27 protein-coding genes are annotated in these 23,200 nt (G+C 51.4%); 6 read left to right on the top strand and 21 right to left on the bottom strand.

The features are described from left to right. Positions 1 to 16 precede the first annotated feature (16 nt). On the bottom strand, positions 17 to 853 hold the full coding sequence (locus RBH92_RS06790; protein WP_307933836.1) for a cytochrome C assembly family protein: 837 nt from the start codon (positions 851 to 853) through the stop codon (positions 17 to 19). 143 nt (positions 854 to 996) lie between these two features. On the opposite strand from RBH92_RS06790, the gene ffh reads away from it, so the two are divergent. Further along, complete coding sequence (gene ffh / locus RBH92_RS06785) at positions 997 to 2,346, top strand: signal recognition particle protein (protein WP_307933835.1); 1,350 nt, start codon at positions 997 to 999, stop codon at positions 2,344 to 2,346. A gap of 38 nt (positions 2,347 to 2,384) precedes the next feature. On the opposite strand, the gene dut is transcribed toward ffh, so the two are convergent. Next, positions 2,385 to 2,834, bottom strand: a complete 450-nt coding sequence (gene dut, locus RBH92_RS06780) for a dUTP diphosphatase (protein WP_307933834.1) — start codon at positions 2,832 to 2,834, stop codon at positions 2,385 to 2,387. Further along, a complete protein-coding gene (gene coaBC, locus RBH92_RS06775) occupies positions 2,821 to 4,047 on the bottom strand; it encodes a bifunctional phosphopantothenoylcysteine decarboxylase/phosphopantothenate--cysteine ligase CoaBC (protein ID WP_307933833.1) in 1,227 nt (408 codons plus the stop codon). Before coaBC ends, dut begins: the two co-directional genes overlap by 14 nt. A gap of 185 nt (positions 4,048 to 4,232) precedes the next feature. Between coaBC and radC the strand changes: the two genes are divergently transcribed. The 3 genes from radC to rpmG are packed head-to-tail and all read left to right on the top strand — an operon-like array spanning position 4,233 to position 5,404. After that, positions 4,233 to 4,907: a RadC family protein gene (gene radC / locus RBH92_RS06770; protein WP_292924544.1), complete on the top strand. Its 675-nt coding sequence runs from the start codon at positions 4,233 to 4,235 to the stop codon at positions 4,905 to 4,907. A 60-nt stretch (positions 4,908 to 4,967) separates the two neighbouring features. Beyond that, positions 4,968 to 5,204 (top strand): 50S ribosomal protein L28, encoded by a 237-nt coding sequence (rpmB, locus tag RBH92_RS06765; RefSeq protein WP_307933832.1) that lies wholly within the window; start codon positions 4,968 to 4,970, stop codon positions 5,202 to 5,204. Positions 5,205 to 5,248: 44 nt separating this feature from the next. Further along, on the top strand, positions 5,249 to 5,404 hold the full coding sequence (gene rpmG, locus RBH92_RS06760) for a 50S ribosomal protein L33 (RefSeq protein ID WP_292913584.1): 156 nt from the start codon (positions 5,249 to 5,251) through the stop codon (positions 5,402 to 5,404). Between the two features lie 146 nt (positions 5,405 to 5,550). Here the strand turns inward: rpmG and RBH92_RS06755 are convergent, their stop codons facing one another. After that, the gene (locus tag RBH92_RS06755) at positions 5,551 to 6,777 is read right to left on the bottom strand and encodes an EAL domain-containing response regulator (RefSeq protein ID WP_307933831.1); all 1,227 of its coding nucleotides are present in this window, start codon (positions 6,775 to 6,777) and stop codon (positions 5,551 to 5,553) included. Between the two features lie 102 nt (positions 6,778 to 6,879). Then, on the bottom strand, positions 6,880 to 7,449 hold the full coding sequence (locus RBH92_RS06750) for a hypothetical protein (RefSeq protein ID WP_307933830.1): 570 nt from the start codon (positions 7,447 to 7,449) through the stop codon (positions 6,880 to 6,882). A gap of 176 nt (positions 7,450 to 7,625) precedes the next feature. Here RBH92_RS06750 and RBH92_RS06745 point away from each other — a divergent pair, with 176 nt between their 5' ends. Together RBH92_RS06745 and nudF are read left to right on the top strand one after the other, a co-directional pair. Beyond that, a complete protein-coding gene (locus RBH92_RS06745) occupies positions 7,626 to 7,859 on the top strand; it encodes a hypothetical protein (RefSeq protein ID WP_307933829.1) in 234 nt (77 codons plus the stop codon). A gap of 75 nt (positions 7,860 to 7,934) precedes the next feature. Next, positions 7,935 to 8,537 (top strand): ADP-ribose diphosphatase, encoded by a 603-nt coding sequence (gene nudF, locus RBH92_RS06740; protein ID WP_307933828.1) that lies wholly within the window; start codon positions 7,935 to 7,937, stop codon positions 8,535 to 8,537. Between the two features lie 29 nt (positions 8,538 to 8,566). On the opposite strand, the gene RBH92_RS06735 is transcribed toward nudF, so the two are convergent. The 16 genes from RBH92_RS06735 to RBH92_RS06660 form a co-directional block, all read right to left on the bottom strand. Next, entirely contained in the window at positions 8,567 to 8,881 is a 315-nt protein-coding gene (locus RBH92_RS06735) for a type II toxin-antitoxin system RelE/ParE family toxin (protein WP_307933827.1), read from the bottom strand. Then, positions 8,881 to 9,132, bottom strand: a complete 252-nt coding sequence (locus RBH92_RS06730) for a type II toxin -antitoxin system TacA 1-like antitoxin (RefSeq protein WP_307933826.1) — start codon at positions 9,130 to 9,132, stop codon at positions 8,881 to 8,883. The genes RBH92_RS06735 and RBH92_RS06730 overlap by 1 nt, the downstream gene beginning before the upstream one ends. A gap of 145 nt (positions 9,133 to 9,277) precedes the next feature. After that, complete coding sequence (locus RBH92_RS06725) at positions 9,278 to 10,579, bottom strand: MFS transporter (protein WP_307933825.1); 1,302 nt, start codon at positions 10,577 to 10,579, stop codon at positions 9,278 to 9,280. 6 nt (positions 10,580 to 10,585) lie between these two features. After that, positions 10,586 to 11,971, bottom strand: coding sequence for a class II fumarate hydratase (fumC, locus tag RBH92_RS06720; protein ID WP_307933824.1), 1,386 nt, complete (start codon positions 11,969 to 11,971; stop codon positions 10,586 to 10,588). A gap of 238 nt (positions 11,972 to 12,209) precedes the next feature. Continuing rightward, on the bottom strand, positions 12,210 to 12,713 hold the full coding sequence (locus RBH92_RS06715; RefSeq protein WP_307933823.1) for a mobile mystery protein B: 504 nt from the start codon (positions 12,711 to 12,713) through the stop codon (positions 12,210 to 12,212). A 97-nt stretch (positions 12,714 to 12,810) separates the two neighbouring features. Further along, positions 12,811 to 13,275 (bottom strand): mobile mystery protein A, encoded by a 465-nt coding sequence (locus tag RBH92_RS06710; protein WP_307933822.1) that lies wholly within the window; start codon positions 13,273 to 13,275, stop codon positions 12,811 to 12,813. Between the two features lie 88 nt (positions 13,276 to 13,363). Further along, on the bottom strand, positions 13,364 to 14,065 hold the full coding sequence (locus RBH92_RS06705) for a transposase (protein WP_307933821.1): 702 nt from the start codon (positions 14,063 to 14,065) through the stop codon (positions 13,364 to 13,366). Further along, positions 14,065 to 14,505: a type II toxin-antitoxin system VapC family toxin gene (locus RBH92_RS06700; protein WP_307933820.1), complete on the bottom strand. Its 441-nt coding sequence runs from the start codon at positions 14,503 to 14,505 to the stop codon at positions 14,065 to 14,067. Before RBH92_RS06700 ends, RBH92_RS06705 begins: the two co-directional genes overlap by 1 nt. Continuing rightward, a complete protein-coding gene (locus RBH92_RS06695) occupies positions 14,505 to 14,738 on the bottom strand; it encodes a hypothetical protein (protein WP_307933819.1) in 234 nt (77 codons plus the stop codon). Before RBH92_RS06695 ends, RBH92_RS06700 begins: the two co-directional genes overlap by 1 nt. A 27-nt stretch (positions 14,739 to 14,765) precedes the next feature. Then, the gene (locus tag RBH92_RS06690; protein WP_307933818.1) at positions 14,766 to 14,894 is read right to left on the bottom strand and encodes a hypothetical protein; all 129 of its coding nucleotides are present in this window, start codon (positions 14,892 to 14,894) and stop codon (positions 14,766 to 14,768) included. Between the two features lie 423 nt (positions 14,895 to 15,317). Then, positions 15,318 to 15,632: a hypothetical protein gene (locus tag RBH92_RS06685; protein WP_307933817.1), complete on the bottom strand. Its 315-nt coding sequence runs from the start codon at positions 15,630 to 15,632 to the stop codon at positions 15,318 to 15,320. Positions 15,633 to 15,918: 286 nt separating this feature from the next. Then, positions 15,919 to 16,380, bottom strand: a complete 462-nt coding sequence (locus RBH92_RS06680) for a hypothetical protein (RefSeq protein WP_307933816.1) — start codon at positions 16,378 to 16,380, stop codon at positions 15,919 to 15,921. Positions 16,381 to 16,456: 76 nt separating this feature from the next. Beyond that, positions 16,457 to 17,644 carry a ribonucleotide-diphosphate reductase subunit beta gene (locus tag RBH92_RS06675; RefSeq protein WP_307933815.1) on the bottom strand — a complete coding sequence of 396 codons (1,188 nt, stop codon included), beginning with the start codon at positions 17,642 to 17,644 and terminating at the stop codon, positions 16,457 to 16,459. A 30-nt stretch (positions 17,645 to 17,674) separates the two neighbouring features. Next, on the bottom strand, positions 17,675 to 20,476 hold the full coding sequence (locus RBH92_RS06670) for a ribonucleoside-diphosphate reductase subunit alpha (RefSeq protein ID WP_307933814.1): 2,802 nt from the start codon (positions 20,474 to 20,476) through the stop codon (positions 17,675 to 17,677). A 504-nt stretch (positions 20,477 to 20,980) separates the two neighbouring features. Continuing rightward, complete coding sequence (locus tag RBH92_RS06665) at positions 20,981 to 21,769, bottom strand: hypothetical protein (protein WP_307933813.1); 789 nt, start codon at positions 21,767 to 21,769, stop codon at positions 20,981 to 20,983. A gap of 36 nt (positions 21,770 to 21,805) precedes the next feature. Then, a complete protein-coding gene (locus RBH92_RS06660) occupies positions 21,806 to 23,197 on the bottom strand; it encodes a hypothetical protein (RefSeq protein ID WP_307933812.1) in 1,392 nt (463 codons plus the stop codon). Positions 23,198 to 23,200 lie beyond the last annotated feature (3 nt).

Below are 23,200 nucleotides of genomic sequence, written 5' to 3'. Positions count from 1 at the left end.
AAGACCGATTACCTTCCTAGTAGCGGTTAAGAATAATCTCCAGCACGAATTTACTTCCGATATACGCCAACAATAATGTAATGAAGCCCGCCAAAGTCCAACGGATTGCAATCCGCCCGCGCCATCCATAAAATTGCCTGCCCGCCAGCAAGGCTGCGAATACACCCCAGGATATGAATCCGAAGAGTGTTTTATGTGTAAATGTCAGCGGCTGCCCAAAAACCTCTTTAGAAAAAACCACTCCGCTCATCAGTGTCAATGTGAGCAAAATGAAACCCACCCAAATAATATGAAAGAGCAATTTCTCCATTGCCAGCAGCGACGGCAGATTGTTGAATATCGACCGCGTCGCGGGATGATGCAAATGCCGTTCTACGACAATCATCAACAGCGCGTGCATTGCAGCGATCGTCAACAGGCTATAAGCCATCATGGCAACCAGCAAATGTGCTTTGAATGCCGGTAATTCGGTATTTTCAAGAGGGCGGATCGACGGAAACAGCAGTGGTAACAGCATTGCAACGGCAGCCGCGGCGGCAACCGGCGCGACCAGCGTTTGCATCCCTTGCAACCGTTTAGAAAAACCGGAAAACCAATAAATAAATGCGGTTAACCACACAATCGACGAAACTGCGTTACTCAACCCGAAACTGAGACCGCTGCCAACAAACATTGATTGATAAAGTGTTGCGGCATGAAGCAATAGTGGAATCAGCATTCCATAATGCGCCCAGAGAATATTCACGGATTGCCCGCTTGCTTCCGCCGATTGATTCCAAGTATTCTTCCAAAAAAACCAACCGATCAGTAAGTAAAGCAAAAACGCAACGAGATAAGTTAAAATGCCGGTCATCAGAAGTTCAAATTTTGTTAAATTGAAATAACTGGTTAGTCTACATGGCACTTTAACAAATTCAAAGAGCCAGCCATCATTATATTGATAAAATTTGAAACACCTTTATGTTATGTAATCATCGACCTTTATGAGGCTTCCAAATGTTTGAAAATCTTACCAGCCGATTCAGCGGTATTATCAAAACTTTACGCGGCGAAGCGCGGCTGACCGAAAGCAATATTCAGGATGCGTTGCGCGAAGTCCGCTTGGCGCTGCTTGAAGCGGATGTTGCGCTGCCGGTCGTCAAAGATTTCATTGCCCGCGTCAAGGAAAAAGCCGTCGGACATGATGTGCTGAATAGCCTCACCCCAGGTCAAGCGCTTGTCGGCGTGGTTAATCAAGAATTAATCAACATCATGGGGGGTGAAAAAGCGGATATTAATCTTGCAACCGTACCGCCCGCGGTTATCCTCATGGCAGGCCTGCAAGGCGCGGGCAAGACAACGAGTAGCGGTAAGCTTGCCAAGTGGTTAATGGAGCAAAAGAAAAAGAAAGTGTTGCTGGTCTCTTGCGATATTTATCGTCCGGCTGCGATTCATCAATTGGAGCTCTTAGCCCAGCAAACCGGCGCTGATTTTTTTCCGGTTACGGATGGACAGAAACCCGGGGAAATCAGCACAGCCGCATTGGATTATGCGCGCAAGCATCATCACGATGTCATGATTGTCGATACCGCGGGCCGGTTAGGGATTGATGAAGCGATGATGCGTGAAATCAGCGAGCTGGAAGCGCTGTTGAGGCCCATTGAAACGCTCTTTGTCGTCGACGCGATGCAAGGTCAGGATGCAGTCAATACCGCAAAAGCTTTCTCGGACGCACTACCTTTGACGGGTGTCGTTTTAACGAAAATGGATGGTGATGCGCGGGGTGGCGCCGCTTTATCAGTGAAGCATATCACTGGAAAGCCGATCAAATTTGTCGGCGTCGCGGAAAAACTGACGGGGCTCGAAGCATTTCATCCGGATCGGATGGCCTCCCGCATTTTAGGCATGGGCGACGTACTGGGATTGATTGAAGAAGCTCAGCGTAGCGCCGATCAGCAAGAAGCTGAAAAGCTGATGAAAAAAATGAAATCGGGCAAAGCATTTGATTTGGATGATTTCAAAGCGCAATTTCAGCAAATGCGAAATATGGGCGGGATGAATGCCTTGATGGATAAATTGCCGGCGCAACTCAGTCAAGCCGCACAAAATATTAAGGTAGACGATAAACAGCTCGGCCGGACGGAGGGTATTATCAATTCCATGACCAAGCAAGAACGGACCAAGCCCGAAATCCTCAAGGCTTCGCGGAAACGCCGCATTGCTGCCGGAGCGGGCGTTTCGGTTCAGGAAGTCAATCGCTTACTGGCGCAGTTTGAACAAGCCCGGAAAATGATGAAAATGATGAACAAAGGTGGAATGGCCAAAATGATGCGCGGAATAAAAGGCATGCTGCCCCGCTTCCATTAATTTCCGGCAGCACTGACAGCACCCTAGCTGTCAGTGCGTCAATGCTTACCCGTACTGCCGAAGCCATCAGCGCCGCGATGACTCTGGTCGAAATCATCCACGCAATTGAATTCGACCTGAATGACAGGAACCACAACGAGTTGCGCAATGCGTTCCATCGGATTCAAATGAAATGCGGTATCGCCCCGGTTCCAGCATGAAACCAGGATTTGTCCTTGATAATCGGAATCGATGAGTCCGACTAGATTGCCGAGAACGATTCCGTGTTTATGCCCAAGCCCGGAGCGTGGCAGTATTAGCGCCGCCAACCCGGTATCGGCAAGATGCATGGCCATGCCGGTGGGGATAAGGCAGGTCTCTCCCGGATGGATGGTCAACGGCTGCTCGACACAAGCGCGTAAATCCAATCCGGCGGAGCCGGGCGTTGCATAAGTAGGAAGCTGTTCATGCAAGCGTTGATCAAGAATTTTGATATCAATCTTTCTCATGTTGTTGATGTTCCTGGTAATAAAGTAACTGAACATGGTTTATCAAGCGCCGCGCCTGTTCGATTTTGGGCGCTTTAGGAAGCACATGCTCGCCGTTGTCATCGAACAAAACCAGCTCGCTTTCATCAGAACCGATAGTTTCCTGAGCCAAGTTGGCCGCCAATAAAGGCAATTTTTTTTGCGCACGCTTGATTGCGGCATTTTGTTCCAGATCATCGGTTTCTGCTGCAAAACCGACACAAAATGGCGGCTCCGGAAGACTCGCCACCCACATCAGAATGTCCGGATTAGGGTGCAATTCGAGGGTCAGTTGTTTGTCCGATTTTTTTATTTTTTGCTGGCTGGCGTTCACTGAGCGGTAATCCGCCACGGCGGCAACACTAATAAAGATATCGGTATGTGATATTTCTGCTTGCACCGCTTGCAACATGTCTGCAGCGCTCACCACCGGTAAAAACTTGTTGACCATAGGCGGTGCCAGACAAGTTGGCCCGGAAACCAGCGTAACCGATGCGCCCGCCTCAACCGCCGCTTGAGCAACTGCATACCCCATCTTCCCGGAGCTTTTGTTGGTAATTCCGCGCACCGGATCAATCGCCTCGTAAGTTGGTCCGGCAGTCACCAAAATGTTTTTCCCGGCCAGCTGCCGATTACTGAGCAAGCAGCTTTGCACCGTTTGCAGCAACTCATCAACCTCCAGCATACGGCCCATCCCGACCTCGCCACAAGCTTGCTCGCCACTTGCCGGCCCCAGAATTCTCACCCCGTCTTGCCGTAACCGGCTTACATTACGCTGCGTCGCCGGATGTTCCCACATTTGCCGGTTCATCGCCGGTGCGATCAGCAATTGACAGTCCCTTGCTAAACACAATGCCGTCAGCAAATCATCCGCCAGACCATTAGCGATTTTCGCTATGAAATCGGCACTCGCCGGGGCCACCAGGATCATATCGGCGTCACGGGATAGATGAATGTGCGCCATGTTATAACTGGCATTGGTCTCCCATAAATTTGTATAAACCGGCCGTCCGGTTAACGATTGAAAGGTTGCCGGAGCTATAAACTGACAAGCCGCCTCAGTCATTACCGTTTGCACTTCAATCGCATTCTGGGTTAACAAGCGCGCTAATTCAGCAACTTTATAGGCAGCCACCCCGCCGGTAACACCCAGTACGATGCGTTTCGCAGATTCGGCAGAAACCAGGATTGTCATGAAATGAAATACCTTAATTACATCACAGCCATTCAAGGCATCAAAATTGTGTTAAAACCAATACATTCTCGTAATTGTTCAATCTTTCATATTGTGTGCCGCTAACTGAAAAAAGGCAATTCTCCTGTATTTCATAAAATTTAAGACTGATTAATATCACAACGCAACGCAAACAGCACCATTTTATGGCAATCACCCATTGGCCCCTATCCGAACGCCCTCGCGAGAAACTGCTGCAAAAAGGTGTAAACACACTGTCGGATGCTGAACTACTCGCGATTTTCTTGCGCACGGGCATAACAGGCAAAAGCGCTGTCGATCTTGCGAGGGAATTACTGTCTCATTTTGGTAGTTTGACCAGTATTTTTGCAGCCAGCCAAAATAATTTTTGCCAGATCCCCGGTATGGGAATTGCCAAGTATGCCCAATTACAAGCCGTACTGGAAATGTCCCGGCGCGCACTGGGTGAAGAACTGAAAAAGGGAAATACCTTGAGTTCGCCGGAATTGGTTCGGAATTTTCTACGCCTTAGCCTGGCAAACAAACAACACGAAGTTTTTATCGGTATCTTTCTGGATGCCAAAAATCATGCGATCGCAACCGAAGAACTCTTCAGCGGAACATTAACACAAACCAGTGTTTATCCAAGGGAAATCATAAAACGCGCGCTCTTTCACAATGCAGCCGCCATCATCTTCGCGCACAACCACCCTTCCGGCGTAGCCGAACCGAGCCATGCCGATAAAATTTTGACGCAATCACTCAAACAAGCATTGGCATTCATTGATGTAAAAGTCCTTGATCACTTCGTGATTGGCAACGGTACCGCGTTATCATTCGCCGAACATGATTTAATTTGAGCAAATCACGCAAATCAGGATATAATTTAAGCTTTTAAGAATTTTGGAGAGCGCATCATCATGGCACGCGTATGCGAAGTAACGGGTAAAAAACCAATGTCTGGTCACAATGTTTCTCATGCTAACAACAAAACCAAAAGGCGTTTTCTGCCGAATCTGCAGCGTCGCAGATTTTGGATCGAAAGCGAGAATCGCTGGATCAGCATGCGACTAACGAATGCCGCATTGCGTACGATCGACAAAAACGGTATCGACGCTGTCTTGGCAAAAATGCGTTCTGAAGGTAAATGCATTTAAAGTAATGATATTAGTGACAATTGATAAGTTAGGAACTCATCGGAATGCGTGAAAAAATCAAACTGGAATCTTCAGCCGGCACTGGCCACTTCTATACAACGACCAAGAATAAACGGGCAAAACCGGAAAAAATCGAAATCATGAAATTCGATCCGGTTGCCCGTAAGCATGTGAAATACAAAGAAACAAAGCTTAAATAACCGTTAAAGCACCCCGTTGCTGGCACACGGGGTATTAATCTGCGGTTTTAATCACAGTTTCCCCATCCCAAGCATGCGGTAAGCTGGAGAGGAGACGCAGTGATTAAATCAGAAATTGAATCACAACGGATAGAATCGAACGGGCTTTACTGCCCGGATACCAGTGATTCATCCAGAATTCTTTGATGCCAAGTTTTCTGCCAGTTCGGAAGGTCTGCAGGCAATAATGGTTCAGAAATAAAATTTCCTTGCGCCATATCGCAGCCCGTTTGCCGTAAAAGATCCCAATCATTCCGGTCTTCCACGCCTTCGGCGACGATATCCATACCCAACTGCTTACCCATCGCCAGACTGGCATCATAAATCGCGCGTAAAGTATCGTCCTGCCATGCACGATGCACAAATCCCTGGTCGATCTTCAGTTCGTTGAAAGGAATATCCCGCAATTGTGCTAATGACGAATGGCCGGTGCCAAAATCATCGATCGACAAATGAAAGCGTTTCAGGCGCAAACGCGTCAGAATCTCCAGCGGCACCCGCGCATCCGGCCCCATCACTTGACTCTCGGTGATCTCAATCACAATTTTCTGCGGCGGCAGATTATTCTCATTGACCAGATTAACCACCATGTCTTGAAAATCCAACGAAGCCAGGTTATCCATGGTGACATTGATGGATACGCGCAATGTTTGACCTTCCTGATGCCATTTCCCGGCTTGGATAATCGCTTGCGTCAACACCGAGCGTGTCAAATCATCGATCAAGTTGTTTTCTTCGGCAACCTGAATAAACCGGTTCGGCGTGATGACGCCATCTTGCGGGTGGTGCCAGCGCACCAGTGTTTCCACTCCGATCACTTCGCCGCTGACAATCGATACCTTCGGTTGGTAGTAATTGACCAATTCCTGATGGGTAATGGCTGATTGGATATCCGCAGCGCTATAGGCTTTGCTGACCGGTAACGGCGAAGCCGCAATGCTCTCCGTCCATTTTTGCAGAATTTCCGATAATTTGTCCGGATCAACGGGTTTGTGCAAATAGCCCAGCATCGGGATTTTATGCGCTTGTACCAGCTTTTCGGCGGTTCGCAACATCCGCTCATCCTCGCCGCTAACCAGAATCAGCTTGCCACGATAATCGCGGTCAACCAGATAACGGACAAACTCGATACCATCCATATCCGGCATATTCAGATCGAGCAAAATCAACTCCGGCCGCGTATCGATCTGATCGATTTTCCTTAACGCATCGGAGCCATTATCGCAAGTGGTGACAGCGGAATAACCCAACTTTGCCAGCATCCGGGTTAACAGCTTGAGCATGAACGTGTCGTCGTCCAGAATCAGGATTTTAATAGTGGCGGGCCCCTGCATAGTTTCTTATTAATTAATTATTAAAATTCACGAATCGGATATCGCGGTGAGGCGGTCTCCAAGATCATACACTGTACCGGAAGAAAGCGGATAATTATCGGCTCAATCGTCGATCAGCAGATGACCGAGCAGCGCGAAAATCCCGATGGCGATGCCGGTGACAAACTGCGCATGCACCCAATAGGAAAACTGTTTCAACTCCACCGGCGAATAGCGCAACGTCAGAAACATCCCGAAAACGCCCTGCCAGATCACCAGACCCAGCAACGCCGGGAAAAACAAAATATGGCTGTAACGCGAAAAACCCATCAGCGCAATGTGCAGCAAAATCACTGCGACAGCCGCGATACCGAAATAAATGTGCGTACGGTTCAACCAAATCAATAAACGATTCAAATACGTAGAATCCACGGGAGGCACATAATCCGGAAGCAAACGTTGCGACAGTTTTCCCTGCCCCAGCAACAATTTCAGCAAAGTACGGCCATAGATAAAAATTAACAGCGCCAAGCCAAACTTGCCGAATACTTCGCCAATTTCAGTCAGAAAGGTCTCGCGTTCTTCGGGAATCGGATGAACCGCGTAGGCATAGAAAAAGTACGCCAACGAAATCAAACCCACAATTGCGGTATAGATCAGAATATTTCGAATATTTTTTAACGATTGCTGCATATCAAAAAAGCGAACAAAATGATGATTCAAGTGACAAATATAACGGATTCATGATTAAAGGCCGGTTATGATTGGTAAAGCTTGAAAATACCGGGAAAAACCGCATTTTATCAATCAATGCGCAACAATGCAGTGTGATTCAATAACATCTCTTCAATAAAATTGCATGGAGATTAATGATGATCAAAGAACTCTCGTTCGACGATGACGACGGATTTTATCCCATTGATAATTTGGCCGAGGACGAAGAACTTATCGTCGAAGACAAAATTCCACGCGGAAAACTCGCGAAAATCATTGACGAATATGAAACCGTCAAAGATGATTATGATGATGGCGCTGATGTTGGTGTCGACGTGGATGTGGATGACGACGACGATATCACCATGGATTCGCTAGGGCTGCGTTAGTACCGGACTTGACCGCCACGTCATTGTCGCTTACCAGCGCAGCGTTTAACACAACTGCGCCGTAAGGATCGTGCAATGACTAAAGATTTTGAGGTTGTTGAGAAAAACGTCTGTTATCAAGGTTTTTTCCGCTTGGAGAAATACCACCTCCGGCACCGGTTATTCAGTGGTGAATGGAGCGCTTTGCTGACACGGGAAATGTTCGAACGCGGTCACGCGGCGGCCGTGTTGCCGTATGATCCCGTCCGGGATGAAATCGTCATGATTGAGCAATTCCGGCCCGGTGCGATCGATGCACCCGGCGGTCCCTGGCTATTGGAAATCGTCGCCGGCATGATCGAAACCGGTGAAACCGCCGAAGCAGTGGTCAAGCGCGAAAGCATCGAAGAATCCGGTTGCATCGTCACCGATTTGATTCCGCTGTATGATTTTCTAGTCAGTCCCGGCGGCACCACGGAACGCATCGCGCTATTCTGCGGACGTGTCGATGCGGCGAGCGCAGACGGTATTCATGGCGTCAACGAAGAAGGCGAAGACATCAAAGTGCATGTCGTCACGTTCGACACCGCGATGGCGCTGCTGAAATCCCAGAAAATCACCGCCGCCAGCGCGATCATCGCATTGCAGTGGCTGGCGCTCAACCACGGTGAAGTCAGAGCGCGGTGGATCGCCGGTTAATCGGCTTCAACGAATACACTCGATATCAATCATAGTATCAATCGATGCTTAAGCTTTTGCATGAGATCCATCCGTTCATGCAACAAGGCCAGGATGACCGATTTCTTGCTGTCCTTTGGCTGCCAATAAAAAATGTAATGATGTCCGCAGTGCGAATACAGCAAATCCGGCCTGCTTCTCAGAAATACTTTCGGAACAATAATACCTTGCGCAATCGCATCAAACCGCTCTGATAATAGCGCGGCATAGCGTTCAGCTTGCGCTGCTCTCCACTGTTCAAGCGTATAACGGGCAATCGCCCGGATATCCGCTTCAGCTAGCGCAGCGATTTCATAGCCGGACATTACTTCGTGCTTTCGTTATAGACTTCCTGAAAGATTTCGGTGACTGATTTTTGGCTAATCTCTCCAGCCTGTGCGGATTTCAAACGCTCATCCAACAACCTTTCCAATTTCTGCAAGACTATTTCATCTTCGTCCGATGCAGGCAAAATTTGGGCCAGCACATATTCCTTAATGGATTTTCCTTGCATCGCGGCCACCGCCTTGATTTTTTGGTGCTGCTCCGGTGTCAGGTCAATCGATAAGCGGCTCATGGCTTTCATCCTGTTATGAATTGTGAAGTCTCTTGCTGAATGCTGCATCATTGTAATAAACGGTGAACAAATGCACAAATGTTCATGACGGCGATGTTGGCAATCTTATTTCTGGCAATGCTGAATGCTATTGAAGCGGCAAACCTCAATAAACAACCTTCGCCATTTCCCGTCCGCGCTTCTCATCGACCGCTGCCAACATCAATAAACCGGCAACAAAAAATGCCAGCGTGCTGAGCAACGCCGTGCGGTGATCGCCTGCAAACACATACACCATGCCGCCGTAGGTCAACGGCCCGATGATCGCGGATAGTTTGGTCGCCAATCCCCACAAGCCGAAAAATTCGCCCTGCCGCCCTTCCGGTGTGAATTGCCCGACCAGCGCGCGCCCGGCGGATTGCGCGCCACCCAAGGCCGTGCCGATCAAATTGGCGGCGACCCAGAACAAAAATTCATCGACGGCGAAATACGCGCAGACGATTGCCGCGATCCAGATCAGCAGCGTGATAGCGATACAGCGTTTCGAGCCGATGCGGTCTTGCAAATGGCCGAACAAAAATGCGCCGATCGCGGCGGTGACGTTGACCACCATGATCAAAATAATCGTATCCTTGGTTTGAAACCCCATCACTTCCTGCGCGTACACCGCCGCCAGTACGATGACGATGTAAATCCCGGCGTAGTAAGTCGTCAGCGACGCCAAGAAACGGAACAAATCGGTATGTTGCCGCGCCTGACGCCAGGTCGCGCCCAGCCGCTGGAAACCGGCGCGGATTAGTGAAGCGCCATTGGCAGTGGCGGAAACGGTGACGCGCTCACGCAGCCATAACAGCGTCGGCAATGCGGCAAGACCGAACAACACCGCGACGATCAGATTCGTCACCGGCACGTATTCGGCCGCCGATAATCCCTGCTCTTCGGCATGCGTGACATAAACCAGGCACAACACCAGTGACAGCAATCCGCCGAAGTAGCCAAGCGCCCAGCCGTAACCGGACAGCCGCCCCATCGTCTCCGGCGTGCTGATTTCCGGCAGAAACGCCGCGATCAGATTCTCGCCGCTGGAAAACATGAACGTCGCCAGGATCACCAGCGCCATCGCCAACGCGATATCGCCCGGCCCGGCAAAATACAGCAGCGCCGTGAATACCACGCAACCGACGGTGGTCGCGGTCAGAAAGCGTTTTTTCGCACCGGAGTAATCGGCAATTGCGCCTACCACCGGCGCGCTCAACAACACCAGCGCATTGGCCGCCGCCATGGTCAGTGTCCACAGCAGCGTCGCAGAGCCGTTGCCGCTCTCGGCGGCGATCACGCCGACAAAATAAGCATTGAAAATGGCGGTCAGAATGACCGTGGTATAGCCGGAATTGGCGAAGTCGTACATGCACCACGCGAAACGCTCGCGGCGCGTGGCGGGTTCGGAAGTATGGGAAAAAGCAGCCATCAAATGCTATTTACCGACCATCTTTTCCGGTACCACCCAGGCGTCGAATTGCTCCGCCGTGACATAGCCGGTGGCAATCGCGGCGGCTTTCAACGTTGTGCCTTCGCGGTGCGCTTTTTTGGCGATCTCGGCGGCTTTGTCGTAGCCGATGTGCGGATTCAGCGCGGTCACCAGCATCAGCGAGTTGTGCAGCAGTGCATCGATGCGCTCGACATTGGCTTCAATGCCGGTGGCGCAATGGTCGTTGAAACTGACCATGGCATCCGCGAGCAAGCGCACGCTCTGCAGGAAATTATGGATGATCAGCGGTTTCATCACGTTCAGCTCGAAATTCCCCAGCGCCCCGCCCATGTTGACCGCCACATCGTTGCCCATGACCTGGCAGCACACCATGGTCATCGCTTCCGATTGCGTCGGATTGACCTTGCCCGGCATGATCGAACTGCCCGGCTCGTTCTCCGGAATGCGCAATTCGCCGATGCCGCAACGCGGCCCGGAAGCCAGCCAACGGATATCGTTGGCGATTTTCATCAACGACGCGGCCAGCGTTTTCAGCGCGCCGTGCGCATGCACCAGCGCGTCGTTGCAGGCCAGCGCCTCGAATTTGTTCGGCGCGGTGACGAACGGCAACCCGGTCAAACGCGACAACTCCGCCGCCACGCGCGCGGCGAATTCCGGGTGCGCGTTCAGCCCGGTGCCGACCGCCGTGCCGCCCAGCGCCAGTTCGCATACATGCGGCAACGCCGCCTGCACATGCTTCAACCCGTGATCCAATTGCGCAACATACCCGGAAAATTCCTGACCCAGCGTCAACGGCGTGGCATCCTGCAAATGCGTGCGGCCGATTTTGACGATGGCCTCGAACGCTTGCGCCTTGGCCGCCAAAGTGCCGCGCAACAACTGAATCGCCGGAATCAAGCATTGCTGCAATTCCTGCACCGCGGCGACGTGCATCGCGGTCGGGAATACGTCATTGGACGATTGCCCTTTGTTGACGTCGTCGTTCGGATGCACCTTGCGATCCGCGCCGCGCCCGCCGCCGAGAATTTCCGACGCGCGGTTCGCCAGCACTTCATTGACGTTCATGTTGGTCTGCGTGCCGGAACCGGTTTGCCACACCACCAATGGAAACTGATCATCGAAATGGCCCGCGGTCACTTCGTCGGCCGCCTCGATGATCGCCGCCGCACTCGCCGCGTTGAGTAAACCCAGATCGTGATTGACCTTGGCGGCAGCGCGCTTGATCCGCGCCAGCGCATGAATCAACGCCACCGGCATACGCTCGCCGGAAATCTTGAAATTCTGCAACGAACGTTGCGTTTGCGCGCCCCACAATGCGGCGGCGGGTACTTCGACCACGCCCATGGTGTCGCGTTCTTCACGGGTTTGCATAGATAGTTACCTCATCAAATTGAATCATTGAATAAATTGCGGTTCTGGTTTACCAACGAATCGCTGAATTACTATGAGTTTATCATTCCAACAGTTAACAGGCCGTTGAAAAACGTTTTCGAGGTAGCCGATGCAAGGCAAAAACAGGCGAAAAAGCGCAGTTCATGCATAATAAATGAGCACTGTGAGCCTGTTTTTAACACCGCAGCGGCAACGCAGATAGTTTTTCAACGACCTGTTAAGAACGCGCAAATAACAGCAGTGGCTTTATATCGTGATTGTCAGCGGCGCGTAAGGCTTCAATATAGCGAGCGCGGGTTTCTCCGGCATCGACCGGATTTGCACGCCCCCATGTGAATGGTGCCTGTCCAAGCTGTTGGGCGAGAAGATCGCCGATAAGACGCGAGAAGCGTCTGTTTCCGTTGGGAAACGGATGGATTGCAACAAGGCGGTGACTAAACCGCACCGCAATTTCATCCGGGGGATAAGTTTTATGTTCAATCCAGTAACAAGCATCGTCAATGGTTTGATGCACATCCATTGTGATCCGATAGGCATCGGCACCGATGTTGCGGGCTGAGGTGCGATATTGCCCTGCCCAACGCCACACATCCCCAAACATGCGCTTGTGCAATTGGCGCAAGAAATTTTGATCAAGCACATCCCGCTTCTTGCGTGCGGCAGCCCAGCGCAACGCCTGGCCGATGTTGATTTGCTCCGCTTCGTTGAGTTCGTGCCGCAACGTGATATAGGCGGGAATAAGCTGCTCACGCTCTTCGGCTGTCAGTGGGGTATTCGCATTATCGTCATCGAAAAATAATGGATCTGGCGTGACAATGCTACTTATCCTCCCATAACCCTTTTAGTGAGCCTGATAGGATAAGTTCGACCATGCGCCGCTGCTCATCGTCGAGATCGGATTTGAGCAAAGCTTGATTTTCCAGCCGCATGGTGTGATCGAGCCGGGCAATGTCTTTGCGCGTTTTCTGGATGGCACGCTCACGCAGAATATCATCGAGCGGTTTTACCGGCACGAAGGCATACACAAAGGTACAGTTCATTGCCTCGGCAGCTTCACGCAAGGTCTTGATCGTTGTTGCGCCAGTCACTTCCGCTTTTTCAATCACCGGAATACGTGAAGGGGACGCATCCATCCGCGCGGCAAGCTGGCGGGCAGTCATGCCAAGTGCTTCACGAATGGCCTTTATCCATCCTCGTGGCGGCGCAACAATCCCTGTCTCACGCAAGAGCGCGAGACGTCTCTCCAATTGTTTTCTGGCTAGCAATGCCTGGTATTTGTTCATATTAATATGTCCATATTATCGATCATACTAATACATAAATATGAACATATCAACAATTAATTGACATTAATATATGAACAAAATTTCTTTAATTATCTCTATTTGCGTGCACTGTTGGCCTACCGCGCTTACTGTAACCGACACGGCCGCCGATAACAGACTCGATCTTTTGCTTAAAATGATCACAACCCAGCGGCGTACCCGAATGTAAGCAAGCACGGATTAATTCAAGTTCATCCAACCGGGTTTCACTATCAAATCCGGCACGATAGACAGCTTGACGGAACTCGTGAGACTCGCCCAATGCCAGATACAACGCATGCGGCTGTAGAATCGCATTATCAACCCCATGCGCATTCGCCGCATAGCTGGACCACCGGTACTGCCCAGGGTGCTCAACCATTGCAGCGCGCACCGGATTCATCTCGATATAGCGCATGCAAATCAGAAAATAAGCGTCCGATTCTAAAATGTTCCCCTTATGCCGTCCTTCCCACAAACTTCCTCGGCGGCGATAGGTTTTATTGATATAAGGCACAAAATGACGCCCAATATTTTGAAACAACAGACTAATATCATTCTCAGCTTGCGGTGTTACCAATAAATGCACATGATTGGTCATCAACACATAAGCATGGACCAAACACCCAAAATCATCGGCTGCAGCTTTCAGGAAACGCAAATAAGCCAAATAATCCTGATCATCAAAAAATACCGGTTCTTTATTATGTCCGCGTTGGAACGCATGTACCGGCACCCCAGGCTGATAAAAGCGCTTTTTCCTTGGCATCAGGTATTAAACAAAGTAAGTGGATGGCGTACTTTTAAACCTTTAAATCGTTTAAAACCCTTATCTGTCGTCACCCACACACAATTCCATTCCATCGCCAAAGCCGCATGATAGGCGTCGGCAATATCGTTCCCTTTCGCATCAATTTGTTCAATACACGCCAAGAATATCTTCCAGTGCATCGGCCCGGGCGCAAGGCAAACTGCAGACCGCGACTCTCTAACCTGATTTGCGAAACGAATCGCGCCGGACAATGTAGACGGTACCTCAAAAATTCTCGGATGCGTAACCACTCGCAAGAAACCGCTTAATACCAACTCCGAATAACCATAAGGAACAGTATCATTAATGGCTGACTCCAACCATTCGCGATAAGCGGAATGTTCCGGCGTATCCTCCCGATGTGCATAGACCAAGACATTCACATCCATTAGAAACATTAACGATCATCCATAATGTCGCGCAAACTGCGGCTATTATCCAAATCAATACCCGGCTTGAGACCGGCGCCCGAGGCTGTTTCTAACTTTACCGAATCGTGTTTCAAAAGATGGCGAGAAAAAGACTCACGCAGCGCATCTTCAATAACCTGTTTTAATGTGCATCCCTGTTGAACCGCTTGGAGTTTGGCATAAGCTAATAATTGTTCATCGATATTAATGGTCGTTCGCATGATTTAATGTCCAAAAATAAAATCGTATCATAGGCTGACGAGCATCACACATAAATATGATTTCTTTTTATGGGGTCTGACCCCTTTTTTTATTTTCGTTTTTTCGACGGGCACTTCAACCACGCCCATAGTGTCGCGTTCTTCACGGGTTTGCATAAGTATTTTCCTCGCCAGATTGGATAAATTGGAGTACCGGTTTACTAAGAAGCCGCTGAATCATTCTAAATTTGTCATTCCGGCGAAGGCCGGAATCCAGAAAAACCAACGAACTGGACACCGGCCTTCGCCGGTGTGACGAATAATTCAGTGTTCTCATAAGACTCCGGTTTAGCGTTTCATTCATTGCATATGTGACATTTTCTGTCCGAGGTTGGCACGACTGCTAAACGTTTTATCCGATCACAAGGCTCCTCGCGATTGCAACCAGCATTATGAGCGAAATATAAAACCCCATACTGGCCGCGGAGCACCGCATCATCTTCAATGACACAACCCGTAGGTTGAGCAGAATGAAATGAAGCCCAACGATTGGCGACTTTGTTGATGTTGGGGTTCGTGCCTCACCCCAACCTACGAGCTTCATTCAAAGTAGGTAGAAATCGATCCGTTGCCTTTGCCAACAAGAATGGCTTCACCACGGATAACCCCCCGATTCGTCGTGCAGACTTTGTATAAATTACCACAGTCAAGAATGGCCACAACTGGTTCATCATGCGTACCGTAGTAAGAAGGGGCCTCACCGCCCACTTCGCACGACATCAACATGCCATTATGTTTCCAAGCAAGCGCGCAGATCCTTCGGACTGAAATCGGGGCGTTATTGAACTTCGCCACTGCTTCATAGACCTCCTCTGCTTCTTTGGCATCTTTTGCTGCAGGAATAAAGAATTTCATTCACTCTCCTCTTTACAGTATTGGCTTCGGCAGCGATTATTCAACAACCCTCAATCCCAACTCAAAGCGCCCCCCGTTTGATACTCGGTCACGCGTGTTTCAAAGAAATTCTTCTCTTTCTTCAACCCATAGGATGGATTGAATGAAATGAAGCCCAGCAATCGGCGGCTTCGTTGATGTGGTGTTCGTGCCTCACCCCAACCTACGAGCTCTACCTTACGTGGAAGTGAATGGTGCTGAGCCGATAGGTGAGGCGTCCGATCGTTTACAGGATTAAGCCTCATAATTATGTCCCGTAAACCCTCGGATTGAAATGGGTCGGCGATTTCACCCGGTAGTTGAATCCGCACCCCGTACAGCGGTAGGTACCAGCCATTAACTTATTGTCTTGGAGAATGTGAACCTCGCGTTTGTTGAAACAACTTGGGCAAGCAAAGTGATCTGGCTGTCCTTTGTATCTGTAAACAACGGCGGTTCCTGGCGTAGTTGTGAGTTCATATTGATCAGCCTGACTCTGCCATGCCTCAGCATTCGCCAACTTTGCCTTCAAATCGTCGCGCTCCTGCTGGAGTTCTGAGAGACGTTCCCTCAATATAAATAAAACATCTTGTACTTCACCGAGCTTTCCTTGTGCTTCAAGAATCTTAGGTTTTACCTCCGCATCCACCTTTGCTTCGAATGCCGTAGTCAGAATTTCCTTGACTGCCTTCAGTCCTTGATATGCACCTGCAATAGAGATTACGTCCATTAAGTTTCCTTATGAAGCTTAACCTAATATATACATCAAAAAAATCGCATAACCTGATTGCATCTGGCTGCAACCCTCAATCCCAACTCAACGCCCCCCCCGTTTGATACTCGGTCACACGCGTTTCAAAGAAATTCTTCTCTTTCTTCAGGTCGATCATTTCCGACATCCACGGGAACGGGTTGTTGGCGTTCGGGTACAGCACGTCCAGGCCGATTTGCTGGCAGCGGCGGTTGGCGATGTAGCGCAGGTACTCCTTGAACATCGGCGCGTTCATGCCGAGCACGCCGCGCGGCATGGTGTCTTCGGCGTAGCGGTATTCCAGCGCCACGGCTTTTTGCATCAGCGCGCTGATTTCGTCGCGGAACGCTTTGGTCCACAAATGCGGGCTTTCCATTTTGATCTGGTTGATCACGTCGATGCCGAAATTGCAGTGCATCGACTCGTCGCGCAGGATGTATTGATACTGCTCGGCTGAGCCGGTCATTTTGTTCTGCCGCCCAAGCGCCAGGATTTGCGTAAAGCCGACATAGAAGAACAAGCCTTCCATGATGCAGGCGAATACGATCAGGCTTCTGAGCAACTGTTGATCGGTTTCCAAGGTGCCGGTTTTGAAGCCGGGATTGGTCAGCGTATCGATGAACGGAATCAGAAACTCATCCTTGTCGCGGATCGACGGGACTTCATGGTAGGCGTTGAAGATCTCGCCTTCATTCAACCCCAATGATTCGACGATGTACTGATACGCATGGGTATGAATCGCTTCCTCGAACGCCTGGCGCAGCAAATACTGGCGGCACTCCGGGTTGGTGATGTGGCGGTAGGTGCCGAGCACGATGTTGTTCGCCGCCAGTGAATCGGCGGTGACGAAAAAACCAAGGTTGCGCTTGACCAGGCGGCGTTCGTCCTCGGTCAGGCCGTTCGGGTCTTTCCACAGCGCGATGTCGCGGCTCATGCTGATTTCCTGTGGCATCCAATGGTTGGCGCAAGCACCGAGGTACTTGTCCCACGCCCATTTGTACTTGAACGGCACCAGTTGATTGACGTCCGCGCTGCAGTTGATGATGGATTTGTCCTCGACTGAGATGCGGCGGTTGGCGCTGCCCGCCACATCTTCCGCGCTAGCCTGACTGCCGCTGCTGTGATCGCGGCCGTCCTGCCCCGGTGTAGCCAGCGGCAATTCAAAATCGTGCAAGGCGGTACGCGGCATAGCGTTGACCGGCGGTGTTTGCGGTTGTTGCGGTTCGTCTTCAAATGTCAGCATAATTATTAACTCCTTTTCTATTTTTCCGGATTATTGGCAGGATTCGCAACTCTCATCATCAATGGCGCAGTATTTGATTTCGACCGTGGATACTTCCACCGCCGCTTTGACCACGCCGCCATCGGACGGCACCGCATTCAACGAACCGGCGCGCACCGTGGATTTTTCCGCTGCCGTCGCGCCCATCGAACGCAAGTAGTACGTGGTTTTCAGACCGCGCAACCACGCCAGTTTGTAGGTTTCATCCAATTTTTTGCCGGAAACCCCGCCCATATAAATATTCAGCGATTGCGACTGGTCGATCCACTTTTGCCGCCGCGCGCCCGCTTCGATCAACCAGAGCGGATCCATCTCGAATGCGGTGGCGTACAGTGTGCGGATATGGTCCGGAATGCGGTCGATTTTGCTGATCGCGCCGTCGAAGTATTTCAGATCCGAAATCATCACTTCATCCCACAGATTGAGTTTTTTCAGATCGTTGACCAGCGATTTGTTGGCAATGGTGAATTCGCCCGACAAGTTGGATTTGACGTACAGATTCTGATACGTCGGTTCGATACTCGCCGATACGCCGACGATATTGGAAATCGTCGCGGTCGGTGCAATCGCCAGGCAGTTGGAATTGCGCATGCCGTATTGTTTAATGCGCGCACGCAATGCGTCCCAATCCAGCGTCGCCGACAAATCGGCTTCGACAAACCCGCCGCGCTCGTTGCGCAACACTTCCAGCGTGTCGTGCGGCAGGATGCCGCGATCCCACAGGCTGCCTTTGTAGCTGCTGTAGCAGCCGCGCTCTTGCGCCAGTTCGGTCGACGCCCAGTACGCGTGATACGCCACCGCTTCCATCGAACGGTCGGCGAATTCCACCGCTTCCTGCGAGCTGTATGGAATGCCCAGTTGATGCAGGCAATCCTGGAATCCCATGATGCCCAGCCCGACCGGACGGTGTTTCAGGTTGGCGTTGCGTGCTTTGGCCACGGCGTAGAAATTGATGTCGATGACGTTGTCGAGCATGCGCATGGCAATGCGCACGGTGCGCTTCAATTTGTCCAGATCGAGCGCGCCGTCTTTCAGATGCGCGACCAGATTGACCGAACCCAGGTTGCACACGGCGATTTCCTTGTCGTTGGTGTTCAGCGTGATTTCGGTGCATAAATTCGAGCTGTGCACCACGCCGATATGATTCTGCGGCGAACGCACGTTGCACGGATCCTTGAACGTAATCCACGGATGGCCGGTTTCAAACAGCATGCTCAACATCTTGCGCCACAACTGCACCGCCGGAATTTTTTTGTACAGCGTCAGTTCGCCGCGCTCGATTTTCGCTTCGTAAGCCAGATACGCCTGCTCGAATTGCTGGCCGAATTTCTCGTGCAAATCGGGTGTATCCGATGGCGAGAACAACGTCCAATCGCTGCCGTCCATGACGCGTTTCATGAACAGATCGGGAATCCACGTCGCGGTATTCATGTCGTGCGTGCGGCGGCGGTCGTCGCCGGTGTTTTTGCGCAACTCCAGGAATTCCTCGATATCCAGATGCCAGCATTCCAGGTACGCGCACACCGCGCCCTTGCGCTTGCCGCCCTGATTGACCGCCACCGCGGTATCGGATACCACTTTCAGGAACGGCACCACGCCTTGCGATTTGCCGTTGGTGCCCTTGATGCGCGCCCCCATCGCCCGCACCGGCGTCCAGTCGTTGCCGAGACCGCCGGCGTATTTGGCCAGCAGCGCGTTTTCCTTGATCGCTTCGTAAATACCGTCGAGATCGTCCGGCACGGTGGTCAGGTAGCACGACGACAATTGCGAGCGGCAAGTTCCGGAGTTGAACAGTGTCGGCGTCGAGCTCATGAAATCGAAACTCGACAACACGTGATAAAACTCGATGGCGCGCGCTTCGCGATCGATCTCGTTCAACGCCAGCCCCATCGCCACGCGCATGAAGAACGCTTGCGGCAATTCGATGCGCTGTTCTTTGATATGCAGGAAATAGCGGTCGTACAGCGTTTGCAGCCCGAGATAATCGAACTGCAAATCACGCTCCGCATTCAACGCTTCGGCCAGGCGCTTCAGATCGAATTGCGCCAGCCTCGGATCGAGCAGCTCGGCTTCGATGCCGCGTTTGATGAATACCGGGAAATAGTCCTGGTACTGCGTCTGCATCGCTTGTTGCGTCACTTCCTCATCCAGCACTTCGAGGCGGATATTGTTCAGCAGCAAACGCGCGGTCACGTAACTGTACGCCGGGTCTTTTTCGATCAGCACGCGCGCCGACAGCACGACGGATTTGCGCACTTCGTCGAGCGATACGCCGTCGTACAAATCTTTCAGCGTCGCTTTCAGAATCAGCGATGGATCGACGGTATTGCCGAGACCCACGCAGGAGGATTCGATCAGTGCGGATAATTTAGCGACATCGAGCGGCACACGCTGGCCGTTGTCGGTTACGGTCAATGTTTCCGCCACCGCTTCGGCGCTTTGCTTCAGCTTGGCGCGTTCACGCGCCCGCGCTTCGCGGTACAGCACATACGCACGCGCCACATCGTGTTCGCCGGAGCGCATCAGCGCCAGTTCGACTTGATCCTGAATATCCTCGATATGGAACGTGCCGCTATCCGGCTGGCGGCGCAGCAACGCACCGACCACGTCGTTGGTCAAACCGGCCACGACTTCGCGCACTCGCACCGACGCCGCGCCCTGCCCGCCGTCGACGGCAATGAACGCTTTGGTCAGCGCCACCGAGATCTTGCCCGGCTCGAACGACACCACCGAACCGTTACGGCGGATGACTCGATGATTCGGAAACGGTGAATGCTGTGTGGATGTATCCATAACACTTTGACTTCCGGAAACGGGTTTGTGGGGAGTTGGTTCTGTCGCAAGCTGCATCGGGGGTTCCTCCTGGCTGGTAATTCATCACAGAAAAGGCAAACTTCCATTGATTCAATGAAGTAGTATCATTCATCAACAAACCACAATATCTAGTAGTCAATGAATATTACTATGGCACCAATGGTACAACACAAAATTATTTTTGTGCAGAAAATTTTTTGAAAATTTTGCCGGATAAGGGTAGCGGCACTGACTAATTCCCAGTAAAAACAGCGGTTACCGGTTGCTGGAAACGGTGTTTCCGGTTGATGTTTTTTTACAACTGGGAATTTGCCGGACTTAAGGAGACGTAGCGAGCAAAGTCGGAGAACAAGCGCAAATTCTCTCAATCTCCAGTCGCATAATGAGGCTATGCAACGCAATTGCGCGCCCGGGCAGCACGGAAAAGGCAAATACCGTGAGACCGGTTTCAGGCGCGCATGTATGCAGGAATTTGACCGGATCTTATTCCGCCGCAGAAATTTGCTTGGCCTCGATCAATTGGAATTTATCGCCGCCCAAATGTTGCAGCTTCACTTGATAACGGGTTCCCAGCGCTTTGACGCTCTGGATCGTCAATACCCCGTTCCCGTCAGAAAAAACCGCATTTTCGGAAAGATCACCGGCGGCGGCGACGGCCGTTTCAAAGCTTTCGTTCGTCAGTCCGCGATTGAAAACGATTGCGATCGGCGCCGATGCCACGGAAACCGAGGTATCGTTGTTCGCTTTCGATTCGAATAACTTAAATTGGATACGGTACGCGCCGGCGGTGCCATTCGGCGTATTGGCGGCATCGAGCATTTTGAAGCTGAGGTGCTCGTGCAGATCGCCGCCGCTGCCGAATTCGCCGATCACCCCGGCGGTTTCGCTGACGCCGCTGCCGGAAAAAGAAATCACGCGATTCAGCGCATCGGTCACATCGATTCTTTCGCCGTTCGGGATGGTTTCACTCCATTGCGCGCCATTCCAATAAAGCAACTTCCCAACCGGCTGGAAACGCAACCAATTGCCGGACGTGAAAGCGCCTTTGGTAATATTGACATCGACGCCCGGATCGTCGGTTTCGAACGGACCACCGCTCAGATCGCCAAAATCGGCTTCGAACAAACGGCTATTCACAAAAATTTCCGCGCCGACCCGCCATGGCTGAATATCTCCTGCATGCGAATCATCTGCCGCTGCAATCGTGTGCGCGGAATTGAAAATCGAAACAAACATAAATACAAAGACTAATAGTTTCATTTTATTGAACATTTTTCTGACTCCTTAGTTGGTATTGTTAATAAACTTTTATTTCTCAAGAATTCCACTGATTTCTTCCAGTTGAATCACCTGAAATCTTTTGGCATCGATCGCACGCAACGTTGCTTGAAAAAACTTCCCGTTAATAAATACCGCCGGGATCGTCAGAATGCCGGCGGCGCTATCATAGCGCGCGGGGTTTGCATAGCGCGATTGGTCGAGTTGCAGCGAAGTCAACAGCAAGGATTGGTCTTCCTGAATTTGCAACTGCGCGCGGAAGTGTTGCGCACCGGCTTCGATATCGTTCAGATTCAGGATTCCGGCTTGATGATCGAAGATCGCCGCGACATTCAGCGAAGTCGCCGGCGCATCCAGCGGGCTATTGCACAACCGCAATGTGCACAAGGATTTCGCCAGTAAGGCATCGGCTCGGGTAATGACGCCGTCCTTGTCGGCGTCTAACGCGGAATTCGCGGGCTTGACTGCCTCGTTATTCTGCGCGGCGAGTAAAATCAACGCGACATCGATGCGGTCGACATCGCCGTCCAGATCCGCATCGCCGGGTATCGATACCGGTTGAACCGGTTGCGGGCGCGGATCGATACCATCCGGTTCGCCGGTTAATGCAACCAAAGCGGCGGCGAATTGTTCCGGCTCAAGCCCTGCATTGAACAGAATCAGGAATGGCTCGGTTGGGAAAAAACGCGCATTGGAGAGCAATCGCATTTCGACCAGATAAGCACCGATCGCCCCGCCGGGTTGCCCGTCTTGATTCTCAAGAAAGAAACTTAGATGGGTATGCAAGATGCCGTTCGCGCTGGTAATGTCGACAACCAGTTCCGCACTGCCGAGAATGCCGCCGCCGGTGAAGACAGTGCTGCCGTCCGTGCCAAAACTGCCCTCGCTGAAACAAATCAGTTGCCCGGCGCATTCGGAGTAATCGCGCAATACCTCGGTGTTGGCTTCCAGCCCGCCGAACAAGCGGATTTGCACATCCGGCGGCGCATCGCGCCAAACCGATAGCGCCGGATCCCAATAACGCAACCGCCCCGATGCGCGATAACCGAGCAATTCATTGGGCAACAGCGCATTTTGTATCGACTGGAACCCCGGATTCCGCGTCCTGAAAGGACCGCCGGTAAGATCCTGAAAATCGGCGGGGAAAATCAGCCTGCCGGTGGCGGCCTCCACCGGCAAGGTATTGGCCGGTAAACCGGTCGCCTCCGCCAAGCCGTCGAGATCGCAGCCAGTGATGCCCGGCGTGCGGCAGTATCCCGCAAACAAAGCGTTGCCTTGACCCCAGACTTCAATGTCCAGATGCACCGCACCGGCAGAACGAATCGATAACCCTTCGAGCGCCAGCACATTGACGCACAAAGCAAAGCAGCCGATGAACAGTCTCCATTGCACGCCGGTCATTTTGAAAGATAGATAGCGCATTGT

This window comes from Nitrosomonas sp. sh817 (assembly GCF_030908545.1).
In the GTDB taxonomy this organism is placed as follows: Bacteria; Pseudomonadota; Gammaproteobacteria; order Burkholderiales; family Nitrosomonadaceae; genus Nitrosomonas.
Note: the sequence above shows the minus strand (reverse complement) of the source record. Positions and strands in the feature narration are given on the sequence as shown.